Source organism: Shewanella sp. SM73 (genome assembly GCF_025653795.1).
In the GTDB taxonomy this organism is placed as follows: domain Bacteria; phylum Pseudomonadota; class Gammaproteobacteria; order Enterobacterales; family Shewanellaceae; genus Shewanella; species Shewanella oncorhynchi.
In genome coordinates, this window is the sequence record NZ_JAKKRY010000003.1 from 305,493 (window position 1) to 323,479 (window position 17,987).

Consider the following 17,987-nt stretch of genomic DNA (forward strand, 5'->3'; position numbering starts at 1 on the left):
GGAATCGCCAAGTAATCTAGGCTGATTTATGAGTTTATCTTATATTTTTCAGATTGTTAGATACTTAAAAAGCAAAAACGGCACTAAAAGTGCCGTTTTGGTGTGGGACGTTAGATAAGCAGATACTTAACAGTTGCGATTAAATATTACTTATTTGCTACATTAGTGAAAGCCAATGCGCTGTTTTCACGCGATCAAACATGTGTTGCCGATGTGGCATTGGTATCCATGGGTCCTTAAAAATAGATCCTTAAACCGTCGGCTGTATTTGATGTTTTGGACGATTAAATTGGCAAATACCGACTAACACAATAGAGCCTAACATGAGGGCAGAGAAGGGCACTGCTGTGCCATCATAGAACACCGCTAATAACGGCCCCGCTAATGCGCCACAGCCAAATCTTAAGGTGCCAATAACCGCCGTTGCCGTTCCGGTTTCTTGTTTGAACTTCATCAGCACTATCGCATCGGCGTTGACCGACATCACCCCTAGGCTGCCCATCAAAGGAATAAGCATGATCACGGTAAAATGATAGCTCATATCCAGTAGGTTGACGGTTAATAAACCAGCTCCCGCAATAGCGCCAAAAAAGGTCGATACGTGCAACATACGCAGCGAACCATAGCGGCCGACAATGCGAGTATTAATGATATTGGCCAACATCAAGGCACCAACGTTGGTGCTAAACAAGATGGCAAAATAGGATTTATCTAAGGCAAAGACTTCCATATAAACGAAGGGGGATGCGGTGAGATAACAGAAAAACGCAAAAGACGTTAACACGCCGCTGGCAATGTTCAACTTAACGCCAGGTCGGGAAAATACGGTCGCATAGGCACCAAGAAACGATTTTTGGCTGCGGGTATCCATATCTTTATCGCTGGGCATTTTTAGCGCAAACAGCACGAGTAATAACAGGGTCGCGGCATAGGCAGATTGAATGAAGAAGATTAAATGCCAATCACCGAGTTCTAAGATCACGCTGCCAATACTAGGGGCCAATAATGGCGCTAACATCATGATTAAACTCACGTAAGACATACCTTTGGCGGTATTATCGCCATAGACTTCTTTGATGTATCCCGGTACCACCACAGTCGCTGCTGCGCCGATAAAGGCCTGCAAAAAGCGTAGCCCAAGAAAGACTTCGACTTGACCAGCAAAACCAATCAGTAAACTGGTTAGCATAAAGCCACTCAGCCCCATTATCACCATAGGGCGACGGCCAATGCGGTCAGCTAAGGGACCGAAACACAACATGCCCAGTGCATAACCTGCTAAGTAGATACTCAGGGATTGTTGCACTGTTGTGATATCGGTATGAAAACTAAGGGCCAATGTCGACATCGCAGGTAAGTACATGTCGATGGCCAATGGTGTGATCGCGACAATCGCCGCTAGCATGGGAATAAGCAGTGCTAAATTCGGTATACGTCTACCGTTATGGGCAGAAGGTTGTGATTGTGGGTCCACTGTTACCTCGGGTGGCGAAAGAATTGAAAGCGTATTTCTCAGGGTTATGCGGCGTGGTTTAAATTGTACTAGGACAATTCACTCTAATCCGTCCATTTTTAGCCAGCATCTTGCGCTAATTGGCAGTGTTTGGGGAAAAGTGAATTGTGCTTCGATCAATTTTCACGGTAAGGCATTAAGCAATAGCATAGTAAAGCGCTAGGACAAATAAACCAATCTTTGCGATGATTTCTTTACCGTATTTTACCGATTAAATTGTAACTAAGTAGTAAGTCTCGATAATCGAGGTATAGCCTTGGCGGCTCGAGCCGTTATCCTCCAATATGCTTCATTCAAAAGTGTTAGTTGTCATCTGAGTGTCACTGCTTTGTCATCTAGGTGTCTTTTATGCTGACTAATTTAGTGGGCTTTAGCTTCACCCTACTAAAAATAAAATATTCAGGAATGACACGATGAAAACACAACGACTCCCGCTTGCAGCCGCCATTATGGCGAGCTTATTACTCGGTGCTTGCAGCGGTGATGATGGCGCAGCAGGTGATAAAGGCGACAACGGCTTAAATTCACTGGTTAAAGTGACCGCATTAACTATCGGTGATGCAAATTGTCCCGCTGGTGGTCAGCGTATCGATACCGGATTAGATGCCAATCATAATGGACAATTGGATAACAGTGAAATTGCAGTCGCGCAAACCCAATATGTTTGCCAGCCACAAACTGCAAGCTTAAAAGCTGAGTTAATTGGTCGTCATCAGACTGGCGTTTATGGCTTAAGTGCCGCCGAAATCGTTGAATATCATAGTGCTTCAAACCGTATTTTTGTGGTCAATGCGATTAGCGGCAAAGTCGATATTATCGATGGCAGCTTATTAGCGACTGCATCAAACGCCACAGATCCTTTAGCATTGAATAATCTCGAAAAATTAGCAGAACTCGATGTTGCTAAGGATGTGGGTCAAACCTTTATGGGTAGCGTGAACAGCGTGGGTATTTCAGGCAACTTGTTAGCGGCTGCCATTGAGCGTGGTGACGCTGCAGGCAATGAAACCCAAGCCAATGGTTTTGTGGCTTTTTATCAGCTTAATGGCACAGATGCTCCGCAGTTTATCAGCGCCGTCGAAGTCGGTGCTTTACCCGATAATGTAGTGTTCACCCACGATGGTAAAACCTTACTCGTGGCCAATGAAGGCGAACCTAATCCTGCTTATACCTTAGATCCTGAAGGCAGTGTTGCGTTGATTGCTATTACTGACGGTAAGCCCGCAGCTACTGCGACCATCATAAATTTTAGTGCGTTTAATCAGGGCGGTGCGCGTGCAACTGAAATCACCGTTGACATTAAAATTAATGGCCTAATGGCGAGTGTGGCGCAGGATTTAGAACCTGAATATATCGCCATTAGCCAAGATAACCGCCGTGCATTTGTCAGTTTACAAGAGAACAATGCTATTGCCGTGATTGATATCGCCAATGCGAAAGTCTCGAAGATTTTACCGCTAGGCCTCAAAGATTACGGGCTTGATGTGAATAAAATTGATGCGAGTGACAAAGATAATCTTGTTAACTTGCAAAGCTACACAGGGGTGTACGGCATGTATCAACCCGATACCCTTGCTAGCTACCGTTGGAATAACACTGACTTTATTGTGACTGCGAATGAAGGTGACTCCCGTGACTATGCGGCTTTTTCGGAAGAAGCCCGCGCAGGGGATTTAGTGCTCGACCCGAATCACCCACAATTTGCCGCCGCAAAAGATAAAACCCAATTAGCGCGTCTTAAGGTAACGAAGAGCATGGGGGACGATGATAAGGATGGCGACTACGACAAAGTCATGAGCTTTGGTGCTCGTTCCTTCTCGATTTGGAATGCTGATGGTCAGCAAGTGTTTGACAGTGGCAGTGATTTTGAACGTATTACCGCCGCACTACTGGGGGATAAGTTCAACAATAACAACGAAGAAAATAAAGGTGATAGTCGCAGCGATGACAAGGGGCCAGAGCCAGAAGCTTTAGCCCTAGGCCAAATTGGTCAACGACTATATGCCTTTGTTGGTTTAGAACGTACCTCTGGCTTTATGATCTATGACGTGACTAATCCTTTTGATGTGCATTTTGTCGACTATGTTGTGAACCGTGATTTTGAAGCTGACTTCGTTGTCGATACCGCTACAGGTGCAGTCAAAGGTGATGCAACATTGGCGGGTGATTTAGGGCCAGAAGGGATGAAATTTGTCAGTGCCGATAAAAGCCCTAACGGTAATCCTTTGTTAATCATAGGCAATGAAGTCAGTGGCACAACGAGTGTTTACCAACTCAAGATCAAGTAATTGAGTTTTATTCAGTCACCTGAGCATCGCGCTTTGGACGTGGGCCTTGTGGGTTCTTGATATAACCGCTCTAAAATCCACCATTGGCGGCATGAATACCGCCAATGGTGAGGGTTTAGGCTATCCAACCGAGCCATAGCCACCACAGATAATCCAGTGGAATAAGTGCAACTAGAGTTATTGCCGCTAGAGGTAAGGTGATGCGAAGTAGTTTAGTTAATGGCTCTTGGGATAATTGCATCGCCAAAATCAAAGGAGCCACTTGATAAGGAAAAATCACGGTTGAGAAACCGATCACCTGCGTCATTAATATCGCTGGAGTGGAGAAGCCAGTTGCATTGGCAAAGTCTGCTGCCATGGGGGATAACACAGTCGGTACGCCTGGAACCGTTGCCACTAATCCTGTTAGCGTCGCGATTAACGATAACGACATAAAATTCAGGAACGATGCCCCTTGCTGCAAGGGTAACCATTCACTGAACAGTTGACCTAGCGCAGTGCCGAGCCCGGAATGATTGACCAATGCTCCCAGACCTAAGGCTGCCGCGACAAAAATGACGGTCGACAAATCCACCGAACTATTAAAACTCTTAGGCTCAAGCACTCCCCATTTGGGGAGCAATAACAAGATAGCCGTTGTTAATCCTACCCAAGCGGGATTAATGCCGTGCAGCGAGTCAGTCACCCAAAAGAGCAAAGTAATAGCCAGTAACAGTGCAACTTTCTTTTGCATACCAAGGTTATAAGCTTCTTTTTCAATAACGCGTTCAGGCTGGTTGTTATCAATTTTTGCAGGAAATAGGAAAACGACTAGCGCCACAATCAATATTGATTTGAGTAAGCCAAGGATTGGAAAATGCAATAAGAGATACTCGGTATAACCAAAATGGATATTGAATAGATTCTCACTGGAACCTGCCAATATCATGTTGGGAATATTCGCGGGCAACACGGCAAAACTGGGCATGTTGCACGCCAGTGCCAAGGCGGTCGCAATGCCTATCCGTCCATGGCTACCACGAGCAAAACCGACTTGCTCAGCTAACGCCATACCAATTGGCACCATGACCACAGCACGGCCAACGGATGAGGGCATCACAAAGCCAAGCAGCACGGCACTAAAGACCAAACCCGCAATTAAGCGTGGATAACTTGAGGTCAGTATGGGGGCAATCAAACTGGCCATTCTGCGACTTAAACCAGACTGAGTGATGGCACTGCCGATCACAAACCCCGAAATGATTAACCACACCGCAGTTGAGCCGAATCCGGAGAAAAGTATACTCGGCTCAATGAGTTTAAAAATGGTGGCAAGGGCAAAAAAGATTAACCCCGCCATAAAGGGCGGGAAGAAACCTGTGCTCCAAAACATCAAGGTCACTAACACTACGCCTGCGCTGTAGGAAAACACCGCGGGATGCTGACTTAGCGGAAAAAGCGCAAGTAAAGTAGCGATCAACAGTGCACTGAAAAACACTAGCTGTTTAACGCCAATAAAACGTTTCATGTTTACCGACCTATTGGGTTGAATACGTAAAAGATGCCTACTAAGATAACTGACTTGGTTTGGCGTTTTAAGAAGGTAATATGTCAAAGTATGTTCCTAAAGCGACATTGTTAACACCCAGTGATGCGGCGTTTATCATGGATGCCAATCGGCCCGTGCTGACCCATACTCGCAATATGGCGGCGGAAGCGGGTATCGAACCTCACTCGCACCCGCGGGGTCAGCTACTTTGGGCCGCCAAAGGTTTGTTACGTGTTCGCAGTGAAAATGCCGTCTGGGTGGTACCCTCAACCCATGCCGTTTGGATCCCTTGCAATCTGCCCCATCAAGTGAACAGTGAAACCCACGCCCATACTCGCAATATTTATATTGACCCTAGCTATGGCGTTAGGCCACAGGATACGCAAGTGGTGATGGTGACTATGACAGCGCTGATGCGCGAATTAGTGCTTAAACTTTGTGAAAGTTCACATCTTATGGACAGTGGACAACTGCATCGGCTGGGTTTGGTTGCCATCGATGAGCTCCAAACTCTGGACAGTCTGGATGCCCATTTACCCGCAGGCTCAGATCCAAGACTCAGCCGCTTGATCCAAACGCTGATCCGACGTCCAAAAGTGAGTTACTCACTGACTGAGTTAGCCGAAATGGGCGGCGCGAGTGTGAGAACGATTGAGCGACTATTCAAAGCTGAAACTGGGCTTACTTATCGACAATGGCGACAAAGATTTCGTTTGTTAAATTCGCTTGAGAGCTTAAGCCAAGGGGAGAGCACAACTATGGTGGCCCATAGTTTAGGTTATTTGAGTGTCAGCAGCTTCAGTGCCGCCTTTAAAATGCAATTTGGTTGCACGCCGCAAGATTACCCGCAGCATAAGCCGATGAAAAGCGGGCGCTAAATCAGGCATCATAAAACCGTCTATAAAAAAGCTAGAACAATATCTAGGATGCTGTTCTAGCCTGCAATTTATCAAAGTATCGTTAAGCTAATGCGCTATTTTAATTGATTATTTCAACTTGTCATTTTAATGCCGCTGGGACGATAGGGTAATAATCCCAGACTTGGCCATCGGTCATTGAGCGCACCAGTTTGATGTATTCGGCATGGGTCCAGGCAAGCGGTGTGGCAGAGTTGGTGCCTTGTCCGAGTTGGTAATGATAACGGGTGGCGTCGCCGACACCGTCCCACGCTTGCTCGGGTAACATCATGCCAGCATTCGCAAAGGTTTCCATGCCTTGCACATAGGTGTTGATCAACTGCTGCTTGGTTTGCTGCGCGTTATTGCCTGCGAGCTCACCTTTTGCTTGGGCGAGTGATAGCTCAAAATGACCGCGCTCGCCGGTGAAGAAGGGCCAGATTCGACCGCGTTGATCGGCGCTGTTGCTGCCGGATTCTGCGTAGTTATTGCCAGAAACCGTATCCTCACCGTAGCCGTCGTTGCCATAACGTCTAAAGCCTGGGATAGTGCTGCCATCTTTGGCGCTAAACTCATATTTAAGGCGTAGGTTTGGTTCAAGTTCAGTGTTATCAATCAATTGAAGGCTTTGATTGATGAGCTTATCGGTTGCACCGCGCACGCCATAACGTACTAGTTCTAAAAATCCGCCATCGAGGATCTGACGCTGATCTAAACCTTGCTTACCGTTATTTGCCGCCAGTTTATCGCTGGTGTTTGGCTTGCCATTCGGGCTTAAACGTAAATAGTAAGGCGCGCTGACATCTGCGCTGTTTTTCAATAGCCCTTGGGTGGTGACTAAGTGTTTTTCTAAACTATTACTTAAGTCTTTGGCGGCGGTAAGATAACGGGCGCTTGAAGTAATATCTTTAGCTTCTTTGGCAATTTCACTCGCGGCAACAAGACCGGCGATCACGGCAGCCGTTGTTGAGGGGGAGTAACCCGCTTGTTCTTCCCAACGTTCTTGCTGAGTTTTAGGTGGGGTGATTTGAGTGTGATTCCAATCCAGATTGACGTCACCGCCGCTGATCAAAAAGTCCGCTGCACCTTTGAGCATCTCTTGATACCAGTGACTGATCTCATCAGGGGTGAGTACGCCCGCTTGCCAGAGTTTCCAGCCGAGCATGATAGGCATGGCGGTTTGATCGAGCTGCACGCCGACCCATTCAATTTGGCCATCCACATGGGTCTTTTGCAGGAACCAACCGGGCGTACCCGAAAAGCCGGGCGTCTTTTCGGTCACTTGCACTTTTTTCAGGTATTCGAAGGCCACTTTGGGCGTTTGCGTGTCACCCATGGCGAGGAATGCCATGGCGCATTGGTAAAAGTCGCGCGGCCATACTGCTTTATAGCCAGTGCTCGGCACGGCTGCCGAAACCGTATCGCCCCAAGGATTAGATAACGAGGCGATAAGTGCGCCCGCATAGGTTTTATCTTCCTGCGCTTTCAAGACCATAGCACTGGTATACAGCAGCTTACCGTTATCGGTCGTGTTGTTGGCCATGTTAGCGATGGCGGGCAGTGAGCTTAAGTAATCGTGCCAGCCCGTGTTGTAATTGCTGAGCACAGCATCATAACCTGCGGCCAAGGTGGCATCGGCATTGGCTAAACTCTGGGGTTCATCTTTACCAAAACCGATGGCGAGATTAAAGGTGACGGGTTTGGCTTTGATGAGCGTTGGGTAGCTTGCGGTAAAGGCGATATTGCCGACGGTCGATTTATCTTGCGCACTGGTTGTTTGATAGGGCGTATCGAGTTTGCCGTTATCGGCCAAATCGGCTAGGCCATCGGAAACACCGACAAAGCCAGTGGTTGCCTGCACAAAATTCAGATCGGATTTTACCGTCATTACGCTACTGTCTTTGGCGGCGGTATAGGCCACCAGCGCCTGATTCTTTGTATGAGTGTCGATGCGGCCGATATCATTGGCGCCCGCATTGTCGATATGCGGATTGACATACAAATGCGGTGTAATGCCATCTTCAAAGGCGGTAAAGGTGACACGCATCATCAAAGTGTCGCGGTCGGGATCGGTAAAGATATGCTTTTCAATCTGATACTTACCTTCAACATCTTTATTGATAATTTTATAGGCAAGGGATTGTGGGCGACCATTAGCATCTGTATCTAAATATTCTATGCTGCTGATAGTGTTCTCTTTTTCGGTATCGACAAAGCCATTACCTGTGACCACAAATTGCAGTTCTTTGAGCTGCGCATTATGGATAAGACCATACATGGTTTCGGTTAAAATACCTTGGGCGAGGGAGAACCAAACGCGGCTAATGGGATTTTGCTTGGCATCTTGATATTGACCTTGGGTATAAGGCTCGTAAGACGTCCCAATACCAGTTTTACCCGAAAATGCCCAAGTCGGCGCTTTACCTGGTGCGCCGGGCGCAACCCGCTGCACATTTGGCGCGGCATTCACACTTGTGGCAGTTGTTGCTGAATTCGATGTTGGTGAACAGGCCGCTAACCCTATTATCCCTAAGAGGCTTGCGGCGACGGCAAGCGCTAGGCGGCTGCGTCTTGTTAACGCTTGTGTGTGACGGTTTTGGCTGGTATGCAGATCCTGCTGCGGCGTAGGACTCGATTCCATCTCGTTCTCCCCAAATAATGGTTTTATTTTTATAGTGATTGAATTGATAAAGATATTTTATGCTGCTGTGATTAGCCAAATGACCGAATTCACCGCGCTTAACATGCATTGCTGCATGTCGCCTAATGTGTATCGCTGTTATAAAGAGCTAACTTTTATTCGTTAATTTGCTTGTGGCTTTCGTGATTGAGTAGGTCTTGCGGTTCATCGCTGCACTTTGATTATTTGAGTTATTTTGTTCTACAACGTCTTGGTCGACAAATAATACGGCAATGCCTGCACACATCATCAAGACGCCACCTGTGATCAGTGCATAAATAGGTTGACCATCGAACAGACCATTGAGCACTAAACCCAGCACACTGGCGGCAAGAAGCTGCGGGATGACGATGAAGAAGTTAAAAATCCCCATGTAAACGCCCATTTTTTGCGGGGGTAACATGCCCGACAACATGGCGTAGGGCACAGATAAAATTGACGCCCACGCGATACCGACACCTATCATAGGCAGCCATAACAGGCTTGGGTCTTTAATAAAAAAGAAACTAATCAAACCTATACCACCACAGAACATATTGACTGTGTGGGTCAGCTTGATGCCAATACGCTTAGCCAGCATAGGAATAAAAATCGCGGCAATGGCGGCAAAACCATTGTAAGAGGCGAACAGTACGCCGACCCAATCTGCGCCGTCGTTATAAGCTTGGGACAACACATCGCTGCTGCCAAAATGGTAAGACGTCACGGCGGCAGTGGTGTAAATCCACATGGCAAACAGTGCGAACCAAGAGAAAAACTGCACGATCGCCAGTTGATGCATGGCTTTGGGCATATGGAACAAGTCATCGACCACGCTAAATACCATGCCGAGCTTATTGCGTTCAGCGGGTTGTGAATTGCCCAAACGCAGCGCGCAATACAATTGCAATGGGCCAAAGGCGAAAATTCCTAAGCTCAAGATATACAACTGCTTATCTAAATCCTGAGCCCAAATAGCGAAGGTGAGCAGGGCGCCGAGACCCATCCACACGATGGAGGCAAATTGATAGTCCTTACGGGTACGAGTGCGGGCTAAGGTTTGATCTTCAGCATCGGCTTGTTTTGCGTTAAAGGCGGCTAATTCTTCAGGGGAATATTCTCTTGACGATACGACAGTCCAACTGACGGCGAGCAATAATACTGTGCCGCCAAAATAGAAGGCATAACGTACTGAATCGGCAATTTCACCTGCTGGTGCAGTATTCGCAACATCAAAAAAGTGAGTCAAAATATAGGGTAAGGCCGAAGCCACCACAGCGCCAATACCGATGAAAAAGCTTTGCATGGCATAGCCTTGAGTACGTTGGCTTTTCGGTAAATTGTCACCGACGAAGGCGCGAAACGGCTCCATGGCGATGTTGATCGAGGCATCCATGATCCATAACATGCCTGCGGCAATCCACAGGGTAGGCGAGTGCGGCATGATAAAAATGGCAAGGGTAGTAAAAATCGCGCCAATCAAAAAATAGGGGCGGCGACGGCCAAGGCGTCCCCAGGTGTTATCACTCAAATAACCAATAATAGGTTGAACCAATAAACCCGTTAGCGGCGCGGCAATCCACAGTATGGGAATTTCATCGATAGAGGCCCCTAAGGTTTGAAAAATGCGGCTGACGTTGGCATTTTGCAGGGCAAACCCAAATTGAATGCCTAAAAAGCCGAAGCACATATTAAAAATTTGCCAGAAATTCAACTCAGGTTGTTGCTTGAATGAATGCGGCAACTGAGGCGCAGCGGCTTGATGGGGATCTTGCTGGTAATTCGAAGACATTGAACTTCCTTTCTGTTGCTGGCAGTCGTTCTGCCTTGAGTGCTTATTGTTTTAATTGTTTTGCCTAGCAATGGATTGGCACTGTACTTTGCTTTTATGTGGTGAGCTATTTCATCACAGCCAAGAGCATACAATAAAAGCTAAGAGTCAGATTCATGGCTTATTCATGGTAGTTTCGCGCATGCCATGAATGAGTGTACTCTGTGAAAAAATGGCGAATATACTCCTCCCTCAGAAGCATATTCGCCGATAAATTCATTTCAATTGGGACCTAACACCTTAATTCAAAGGGGGGGTAGCCCAAGTGAGTGGCCTAAAGCCAGTCAGCAGAAAGAACTTAAGCCTGATAGCAATCCTTGTATATAACCCTATCAGAAACGACCTCACAGATTTCAAACCCCACAAGCAGAGGGTGAAACGAGCGGATTTATAGTAGCCTCGGCGTAGATTTTTGCACAACTGCTTACATACGTATTCATCATGGCTTAGTAACTGGATGGAAACATAGGTGTAACGCATTTAGACGGTTTATCAATAGTCATAGGCTTGCTGGAATGCTCAAATAACTCTCTAATCTTGTTAGAATACTTGATGATCAGTCATTGCATTATTTTTTAGAAAAAAGGGTATTGTTATTGCGGATGTTAACTGAGTGATAAAATCAACCGCAGCATAACTGACGGCGAGTTCAATGCACTTAATAAGAGTCAGCATGCAATCAATATCCAGTACGGATGCCGATAGCTTGACTCGAAAGTCGCGCACTCTGCACTATGATAATAGCCAGCCTAGATATGGTGGGATCAGATAGGTACTTAGCTTATGATGATCGCCAGATTAAGCGTTTTTCGTTCGATTATTTTAAATTTTTTCAGTTGATTAAAGGATCCCTATGTTTGTTGTCTCGCTTACCTATAAAAAGCCAATTGCAGAAGTGGAGTTACATTTAGCCGCCCATATTGCTTATCTTGATGAGTATTATGCCGCAGGGACTTTTGTCGCCTCGGGTCGTAAGGTGCCACGTACCGGTGGCGTCATCCTCGCCAAGGCTGAAAGTCGCGCGGCGCTAGAGGTTATTTTGCAGCAAGATCCTTTCTGCATTGCCGATGTCGCTGAGTTTGAGGTGATAGAGTTTGTGCCGACTAAAACGGCGCTAGGGTTAGAACAGTTGCTTGAAGTGATTTAACCTACATCTTTGTTTGAAAATTATTCCGTGCACTTGGTTATAACAGGCTTGGCGGGTTGGGGGATATAGAGTTCCCCCATTTGGGTGTTAGTCGGTGTTTATGCTGTTTTCGGGGCGAACTTTTCCGATATTCTGCGACCTAGTTTGGTATTATGCCGTTTTCCCTCTTGAAACCTTACGCAGGTTTCCGCTGCGCGAGTCCCGCTTTTTATGTCTATTCAAACGCTGTTATCGACGGCTCTGGCGAAACGCCATGATTTTTTACAACAAGCTGAACAGGATCAAACCGATTGTTTTCGGGTGTTCCATGGCACAGTTGAAGGCGTGAGTGGCTTGAATGTCGACCGTTACGGCGATACTTGGCTAGTGCAGAGTTTTCATCAGACCTTAACCGACGAAGAGTTAGCCGATGTGAGCGCTGTTTTGCTGCAACAGGCCGATTTACCGATAGTGTATAACGATCGTTCATTAGGCCATTCCCGTGTATTGAATGCCTTATCACCCGCACTGACAGAGATCGCGAGTTCTGAGCGAGTAATGCAGGAAAATGGCATCAAGTTCAGCACTAAACTGCGCCACGAAGGACAAGATCCGCTGTTATTCCTCGATATGCGCATTGGCCGCGAATATGTGCGGGCACACAGCCAAGATAAAACTGTGCTTAATTTGTTTTCCTACACCTGCGGCATTGGTACTGCGGCAGCCATCGGCGGCGCGACTCAGGTGATGAATGTTGATTTTTCTTCCTTTGCTTTAGCGACGGGCAAAGCGAATGCGGCATTAAATCAGGTGTCGAATGTATGTGAGTTTGTGCAGAGTGATGCGTTTCCGGCATTGCGCCAATTGGCAGGCTTGAGTGTGGGAGGGCGCCGTAATCAAAAATTACCGAGTTATCCCAAATTGGCGCAAACCCAGTTTGATCTGGTGTTTCTCGATCCGCCGCGTTATGCCAAGAGTGCTTTTGGTATTGTCGATTTGGTTAATGATTATCAAGGTTTGTTCAAGCCCGCATTAATGGCGACCAAAGTCGGTGGCACTATCGTTTGCTGTAACAATGTGGCGAAAGTCGAGCGCCAAGCATGGTTTGACAGTTTAGTGCGCTGCGTTGAAAAACAAGGCCGTACAGTCACTACGTACACTTGGCTCGATCCCCATGAGGATTTCCCTTCGTTCGATGACAATCATCCACTTAAAATAGTGGCACTGACATTAAACTAATTGGGTCACAGTAAACACAAAGGGCGCTTTTTAGCTCCCTTTGTTTATAGCGACTTTGTTGCTCGCAACAAAGTCGTTAAAGCACTTTATTAAAGCACTTTGAACCTTATTGCCGTGCCGCCACTGCTGGCGAGTGAGAGGTTTAGGCTATCTTTAGCACTCACCTCTTTTGTTTCTATCACATAATCATAGGGGTTGGTTTTCCAATCGGCCTTTGATCCATCGCGGTAAATTTGTGCTTGATAACGTTTATTCGGGGAGAGGAAATCCAGTTTGACCGTGACCTTGCGTGCGGTTTCATCCGTGAGTGCGCCTAAGTACCAATCACCTTGATCCTTCGCTTGGCGGGCAAAGACCACATAGTCACCGACTTCACCGGCCAGCGCGACACTTTGATACCAATCTGTGGGCACATCGCGGATAAATTGGAAGGCATCTAAGTGCTTTTCATAATTGCGCGGTAAGTCTGCTGCCATTTGGATTGGGCTATAGAGCACAACGTACAAGGCGAGCTGTTTGGTCAATGTGGTTTGCACACGATTTTCAGCATCCAACCCCTTGGGCGCTAAGTCAAAAATTCCCGGGGTAAAGTCCATTGGACCCGCAAGCATGCGGGTAAAGGGTAATATGGCCGTATGTTCAGGGCTGTTTGGTGGGCTACCCCAAGCATTATACTCTTGGCCGCGGGCACCTTCGCGGGAGATCCAGTTCGGATAGGTTCGGCGCAGGCCTGTGTCTTTGATCGGCTCGTGGGTATTGATGCTGATGTGGTGTTTCGCTGCTTCAGTGACATTGTGCAAATACTCACCGACCATAAACTGGCCGTCGTGCCACTCGTGACGGGTAATGCCTTTGTCATCTATGCGCTTGATTTGGCCACCATCGGCGACATAGCCCGTCTTGACTTGAGTAACACCATGCTGCTCATACAGGGCGAAGGCATCAGCCATTTGATCGCGATAATGCGTGACTGAACCTGCGGTTTCATGGTGGCCGATTAAACGTACATTTTGTTTTGCTCCGTAGGCTGTGATGGCGGGCAGATCGAAATCAGCATAGGCCTTGGTAAAGCTAAATTGATCGCCATTGTGGAACCAGTCGCCGTCCCAACCTTCATTCCAACCTTCTACCAGTACACCATCAAACTGATATTTAGCGGCGAAATCCATATAACGCTTTGTTTCACTGGTGGTTGCGCCATGGGTTGGGCCCGAGCCCCAGGTATTTTCGTTTAAGTGCATTCCCCACCAAATACCGATGTATTTCCCTGGTTTTACCCAAGTAACATCGCCGAGTTTATTGGGTTCATTGAGGTTTAGGATGAGGTGCGAATTGAGCAGCCCAGTTGCTTTGTCGGCAATTTGAATGGTGCGCCACGGCGTATAAAAACCCATTTGGGTTTTGACGCGAATACCGTCTGACCAAGGCGTGAGATCCGCCTTAAGTTTGCCATCGCGCTGTTGATCTAAGGTCATGGCGGCAAAGTCCACCAAGGCAGCTTCGTGGATACTTAAGTGCGTTCCATCTGCGAGTTTAAAGGTGAAAGGCGTGTGGACTCTATCGACTTCTTTCAGCGCTGTGGTGCGATACAAATATTCGTAGCGATTCCAACCGCGGGCAGGGATCCACCAAGCGGTGGCTTTATCGGCTTGGCCGACATTGAACTCGGTTAACTCGTCTGTGATTGAGAGCGGCGAATTCGCGGGAAGGGCGGCTTGTTGGGCTAAGTGATAGCGAAAGCCAATACCATCGTCAAAGGCTTTAAACTCGACTTCGAGTTGCACCTTGCCGTTGCTTAATACTGCGGTCAGTTGATTGTGCTGATCGCGGATCCATTCCTGCTCGCCCCAAGGTTGTTGCCACTTGTCATCGGCACTTTTTTTCTCGCTGCTGTTAATCTGCAATCCTTGACCGAGTTCACCAAGGGATTGAAAAACTAAGCCTAAGCGGCTCGGTTCTATGACTGTCTTGCCGTGAAAATTGATTTTATATTCGGGGCGGCCAGTATCGTCACTCAAGCTGATTTGAATTTGTTGGTTGGGTGAGCTGACGGTAACGGTTTTAGCAAATACGTTGGCACTAAAAAGACTCGTGACCGCAAGGGCGATGGCTGTAGGGCCTAATAGCACTTGCGATAGCTTTTGGCACGATGAGCTCTGGCGAGAGTGGCTGTTTGTTAAGTGACAGGCAGTTAAGTCGCTGCGAGTGAACTGAATAGGGTTGGTCTTGATGAACATTCCTTGATCCTTGTTTTTATAACGAATGTGACTCACAGCATACTAGTGGCGATGGCTTTTTAACCGCAACGGCCTGCATACGTATTCACCATATTAAGGCGTGGCGTAACAGACGTGACGTGAAGCACTGCGAGAGCACGAACAAAAGATGTGGTTTGCTTTTGACTCGGGTAAACTGCGCGCTTTCTTTTTGCTTAAAAATGCAATTTAGCGTGGGATTTACAGTGGGATTTACAGTATTTGGAGCCGCAGTAGTAAGGTCAAACCGTGAAAATTAGCCAACGTTTACAACAGATAAACAGCATGATCAGTGGTCATTACGACCATATTTGGGATTGCTGCTGCGATCATGGTTTGCTCGGTATGCTGTTGCTAGAAAGGAGCGCTGCCCGCCATGTACACTTTGTCGATTGTGTCCCTTCGCTGATGCAGGCGCTTGAAGTGCGTTTGCAGCGTTTCTTCCCCGCTGACATATCAGGCCTAAATTCACACTTAGATCCAAACTTAGATCCACACTTAAACCCGGACATAGACCCAAATTTAAGTCGTGATACTCAATGGCAAGTGCATTGCCTTGATGTTGCGGCTTTACCGCTCGTGCAAACCAGTGACAAGGATAAACAGTTGATCATCATCGCTGGTGTGGGTGGTGAACTGCTGGTGGAATTAGTGCGGGCAATTCTAGCCCTGCACCCACAGCGGTACCTCGAATTTATTTTGTGTCCCGTGCATCATAATTATTATGTCAGGCAATCACTTTCGGCCTTAGGGCTAGGGCTCAAGTCGGAACTCTTATTGGAAGAGAATCAACGTTTCTACGAAATCCTCCATGTCAGTACAATCGCGGCTCCAAATGCTCTGCCTATCAGTGCTACGGGTTCGTTAATGTGGCAGATGCTAGATGAAGCAAGTTTGCCGCGAGCGCAGCGTTATTTGTCGCAGGTGATTGGTCATTACCAACGCATGCCTGCGCACAAGCAAACTCCTGAAATTATTCACGCCTATCAGCAGCAATTGGCCCAGCTCTTAAGTGAGCATAGTGAGTTTGAATGCGCTTGAGCATTTTTGCCGCTTGGGGATTACGCTGAGAACTAAGATGAGAACCAAAGATGAGCAGTTACGATGAGGATCAGGCGAAAGAGCTGATGCATCGCGATCTTAACATCATGGGCAAAACGATTTTAGCTTAAGCCTTTAATAATCAAGAGTCTAATCGCTAAAACCTATCAATCACTCGGACTGGACTGAGTGTGATTATTGCCTCTGCTACAGTTTTTGATCTGCATTTGGCACATTTTCGTTTATGCTGCGACTCCTTTTCGGCAAATGGCTACGACTATGCGTTTATTGAGAACCACCCAAGATCCAGCGGTTAACCTACAGACGGCACGCGTTTTTTATCGCAGAGCTGCCCGCGCGATAGTGTTATCGGGTGAAGACATTTTGCTACTTTATACCCAAAAATACCGCGACTACAGCTTACCCGGAGGCGGAATTGATGATGGCGAGAGTCTCGAAGATGGACTGATCCGCGAGCTACAGGAAGAAACCGGTGCCTTAGACATTCAAGTGTTAGCCCCTTTTGGTCGCTATGAAGAGTTTCGACCTTGGTACCGTGAAGGAGCGAATGTAGTGCACATGGAGTCATTCTGTTATGTGTGCCGTATTGACATCACCTTGGGCGAGCGTGGTTTAGGTGAGACTCGATTAGAAGCCCATGAGATTAAAAATGGCATGCGACCTCAATGGCTCAATATTCATCAAGCTATCGCCCATAATGAAGATATTCAGCGTAATCATCCCCATAAAGGCCAATCAATAGAACGTGAAACTTTTCTGCTAAAACAGATAGTGTTGGAATGTTTGTAAGTTTTATCATTTTTAAATCATGTGTTTAATATATGATTTTATTTCACACATAACTGAGTGAGCAGGGTTTGGTTGGCGATTAAACGTCGTTATTTTAACCTGATCTTTTAAGCTGATACTGCTTCGAGCCTGTTCCTAAAATCGCTAGATGTTTAATGTTATTTCTCATTCTTTTGCCGCAGCAAGGAAGGCAATGCAGATTATTTTATTGACCCACGAGCGCGAGTTAACCCGCAAAACGAATACTGGCCAACTCGCGTTAGCCGCATTCCCTGAAGAGGTGAAAAGCATCGTCTGGTCGAGAACGGCACCTGATAACGATTTAGTGGCTATGTTGGCATCGCAGCAAGCCAAGCTGTTGTTTCCTGCAAGTGATACTGAGCACACTGGACCCATTGATCATAATGCCTTAGATACGGTTTTAGCTGAGCCAGCGCTCTCGAACGCACAAGCCTTTTTAGCACCAGCGCAATCTACAGTGATAGCAGAACTAATGCCGAGCCAAGTGGTGATTTTAGATGCGACCTGGCAGGAGGCACGTAAGATGCTGCGCCAGAGCCCCTATCTGAAAACGGCTGCACGAGTCAGTTTGCCGCCACTTATGCCTGAATCCGCCTTTATATTGCGGCGTAATCAGCAAGAAGGGGGCTTGTGCACTGCAGAATGTATTATTGCGCTTTGGCGCCAGTGTGGTAGAGCAGAACAAGCGACGCTATTAGCATCGCTGTTTACTGAATTGAATAGCCGTACTTGATTGCGATGTTCGAGAGAGCGTTCGAGGAAGTGCTTAAATAGATAATT

General features: G+C 47.1%; 12 protein-coding genes. 7 read left to right on the forward strand and 5 right to left on the reverse strand.

The window, feature by feature from the left end:
* Nucleotides 1-250: 250 nt before the first annotated feature.
* Nucleotides 251-1,474: a multidrug effflux MFS transporter gene (locus L5M51_RS06665; RefSeq protein WP_173244660.1), complete on the reverse strand. Its 1,224-nt coding sequence runs from the start codon at nt 1,472-1,474 to the stop codon at nt 251-253.
* A gap of 452 nt (nt 1,475-1,926) precedes the next feature.
* Between L5M51_RS06665 and L5M51_RS06670 the strand changes: the two genes are divergently transcribed.
* Complete coding sequence (locus L5M51_RS06670) at nt 1,927-3,801, forward strand: choice-of-anchor I family protein (RefSeq protein WP_263172031.1); 1,875 nt, start codon at nt 1,927-1,929, stop codon at nt 3,799-3,801.
* A 115-nt stretch (nt 3,802-3,916) separates the two neighbouring features.
* Here L5M51_RS06670 and L5M51_RS06675 read toward each other — a convergent pair whose 3' ends face one another.
* Nucleotides 3,917-5,308, reverse strand: coding sequence for an SLC13 family permease (locus tag L5M51_RS06675; protein WP_263172033.1), 1,392 nt, complete (start codon nt 5,306-5,308; stop codon nt 3,917-3,919).
* Nucleotides 5,309-5,388: 80 nt separating this feature from the next.
* On the opposite strand from L5M51_RS06675, the gene L5M51_RS06680 reads away from it, so the two are divergent.
* Entirely contained in the window at nt 5,389-6,207 is an 819-nt protein-coding gene (locus L5M51_RS06680) for an AraC family transcriptional regulator (RefSeq protein ID WP_263172034.1), read from the forward strand.
* 121 nt (nt 6,208-6,328) lie between these two features.
* Here the strand turns inward: L5M51_RS06680 and L5M51_RS06685 are convergent, their stop codons facing one another.
* Both L5M51_RS06685 and L5M51_RS06690 read right to left on the reverse strand, forming a co-directional pair.
* Nucleotides 6,329-8,866: a glycoside hydrolase family 15 protein gene (locus tag L5M51_RS06685; protein WP_263172036.1), complete on the reverse strand. Its 2,538-nt coding sequence runs from the start codon at nt 8,864-8,866 to the stop codon at nt 6,329-6,331.
* A gap of 148 nt (nt 8,867-9,014) precedes the next feature.
* A complete protein-coding gene (locus L5M51_RS06690) occupies nt 9,015-10,676 on the reverse strand; it encodes an MFS transporter (protein WP_263172037.1) in 1,662 nt (553 codons plus the stop codon).
* Nucleotides 10,677-11,568: 892 nt separating this feature from the next.
* Here L5M51_RS06690 and L5M51_RS06695 point away from each other — a divergent pair.
* Nucleotides 11,569-11,862, forward strand: coding sequence for a YciI family protein (locus L5M51_RS06695; protein WP_212601800.1), 294 nt, complete (start codon nt 11,569-11,571; stop codon nt 11,860-11,862).
* A 210-nt stretch (nt 11,863-12,072) separates the two neighbouring features.
* A complete protein-coding gene (locus tag L5M51_RS06700) occupies nt 12,073-13,080 on the forward strand; it encodes a class I SAM-dependent rRNA methyltransferase (protein WP_263172039.1) in 1,008 nt (335 codons plus the stop codon).
* 89 nt (nt 13,081-13,169) lie between these two features.
* On the opposite strand, the gene L5M51_RS06705 is transcribed toward L5M51_RS06700, so the two are convergent.
* A complete protein-coding gene (locus L5M51_RS06705) occupies nt 13,170-15,317 on the reverse strand; it encodes a glycoside hydrolase family 97 protein (protein ID WP_263172040.1) in 2,148 nt (715 codons plus the stop codon).
* A 267-nt stretch (nt 15,318-15,584) separates the two neighbouring features.
* Here L5M51_RS06705 and L5M51_RS06710 point away from each other — a divergent pair, with 267 nt between their 5' ends.
* The 3 genes from L5M51_RS06710 to L5M51_RS06720 all read left to right on the forward strand — a co-directional run bounded on the left by L5M51_RS06710 (nt 15,585) and on the right by L5M51_RS06720 (nt 17,940).
* Nucleotides 15,585-16,376 (forward strand): tRNA (adenine(22)-N(1))-methyltransferase, encoded by a 792-nt coding sequence (locus tag L5M51_RS06710; RefSeq protein ID WP_263172041.1) that lies wholly within the window; start codon nt 15,585-15,587, stop codon nt 16,374-16,376.
* Nucleotides 16,377-16,655: 279 nt separating this feature from the next.
* Complete coding sequence (locus L5M51_RS06715) at nt 16,656-17,186, forward strand: NUDIX hydrolase (protein WP_131524087.1); 531 nt, start codon at nt 16,656-16,658, stop codon at nt 17,184-17,186.
* Nucleotides 17,187-17,334: 148 nt separating this feature from the next.
* A complete protein-coding gene (locus tag L5M51_RS06720; protein ID WP_263172044.1) occupies nt 17,335-17,940 on the forward strand; it encodes a tRNA-uridine aminocarboxypropyltransferase in 606 nt (201 codons plus the stop codon).
* Nucleotides 17,941-17,987: the final 47 nt, after the last annotated feature.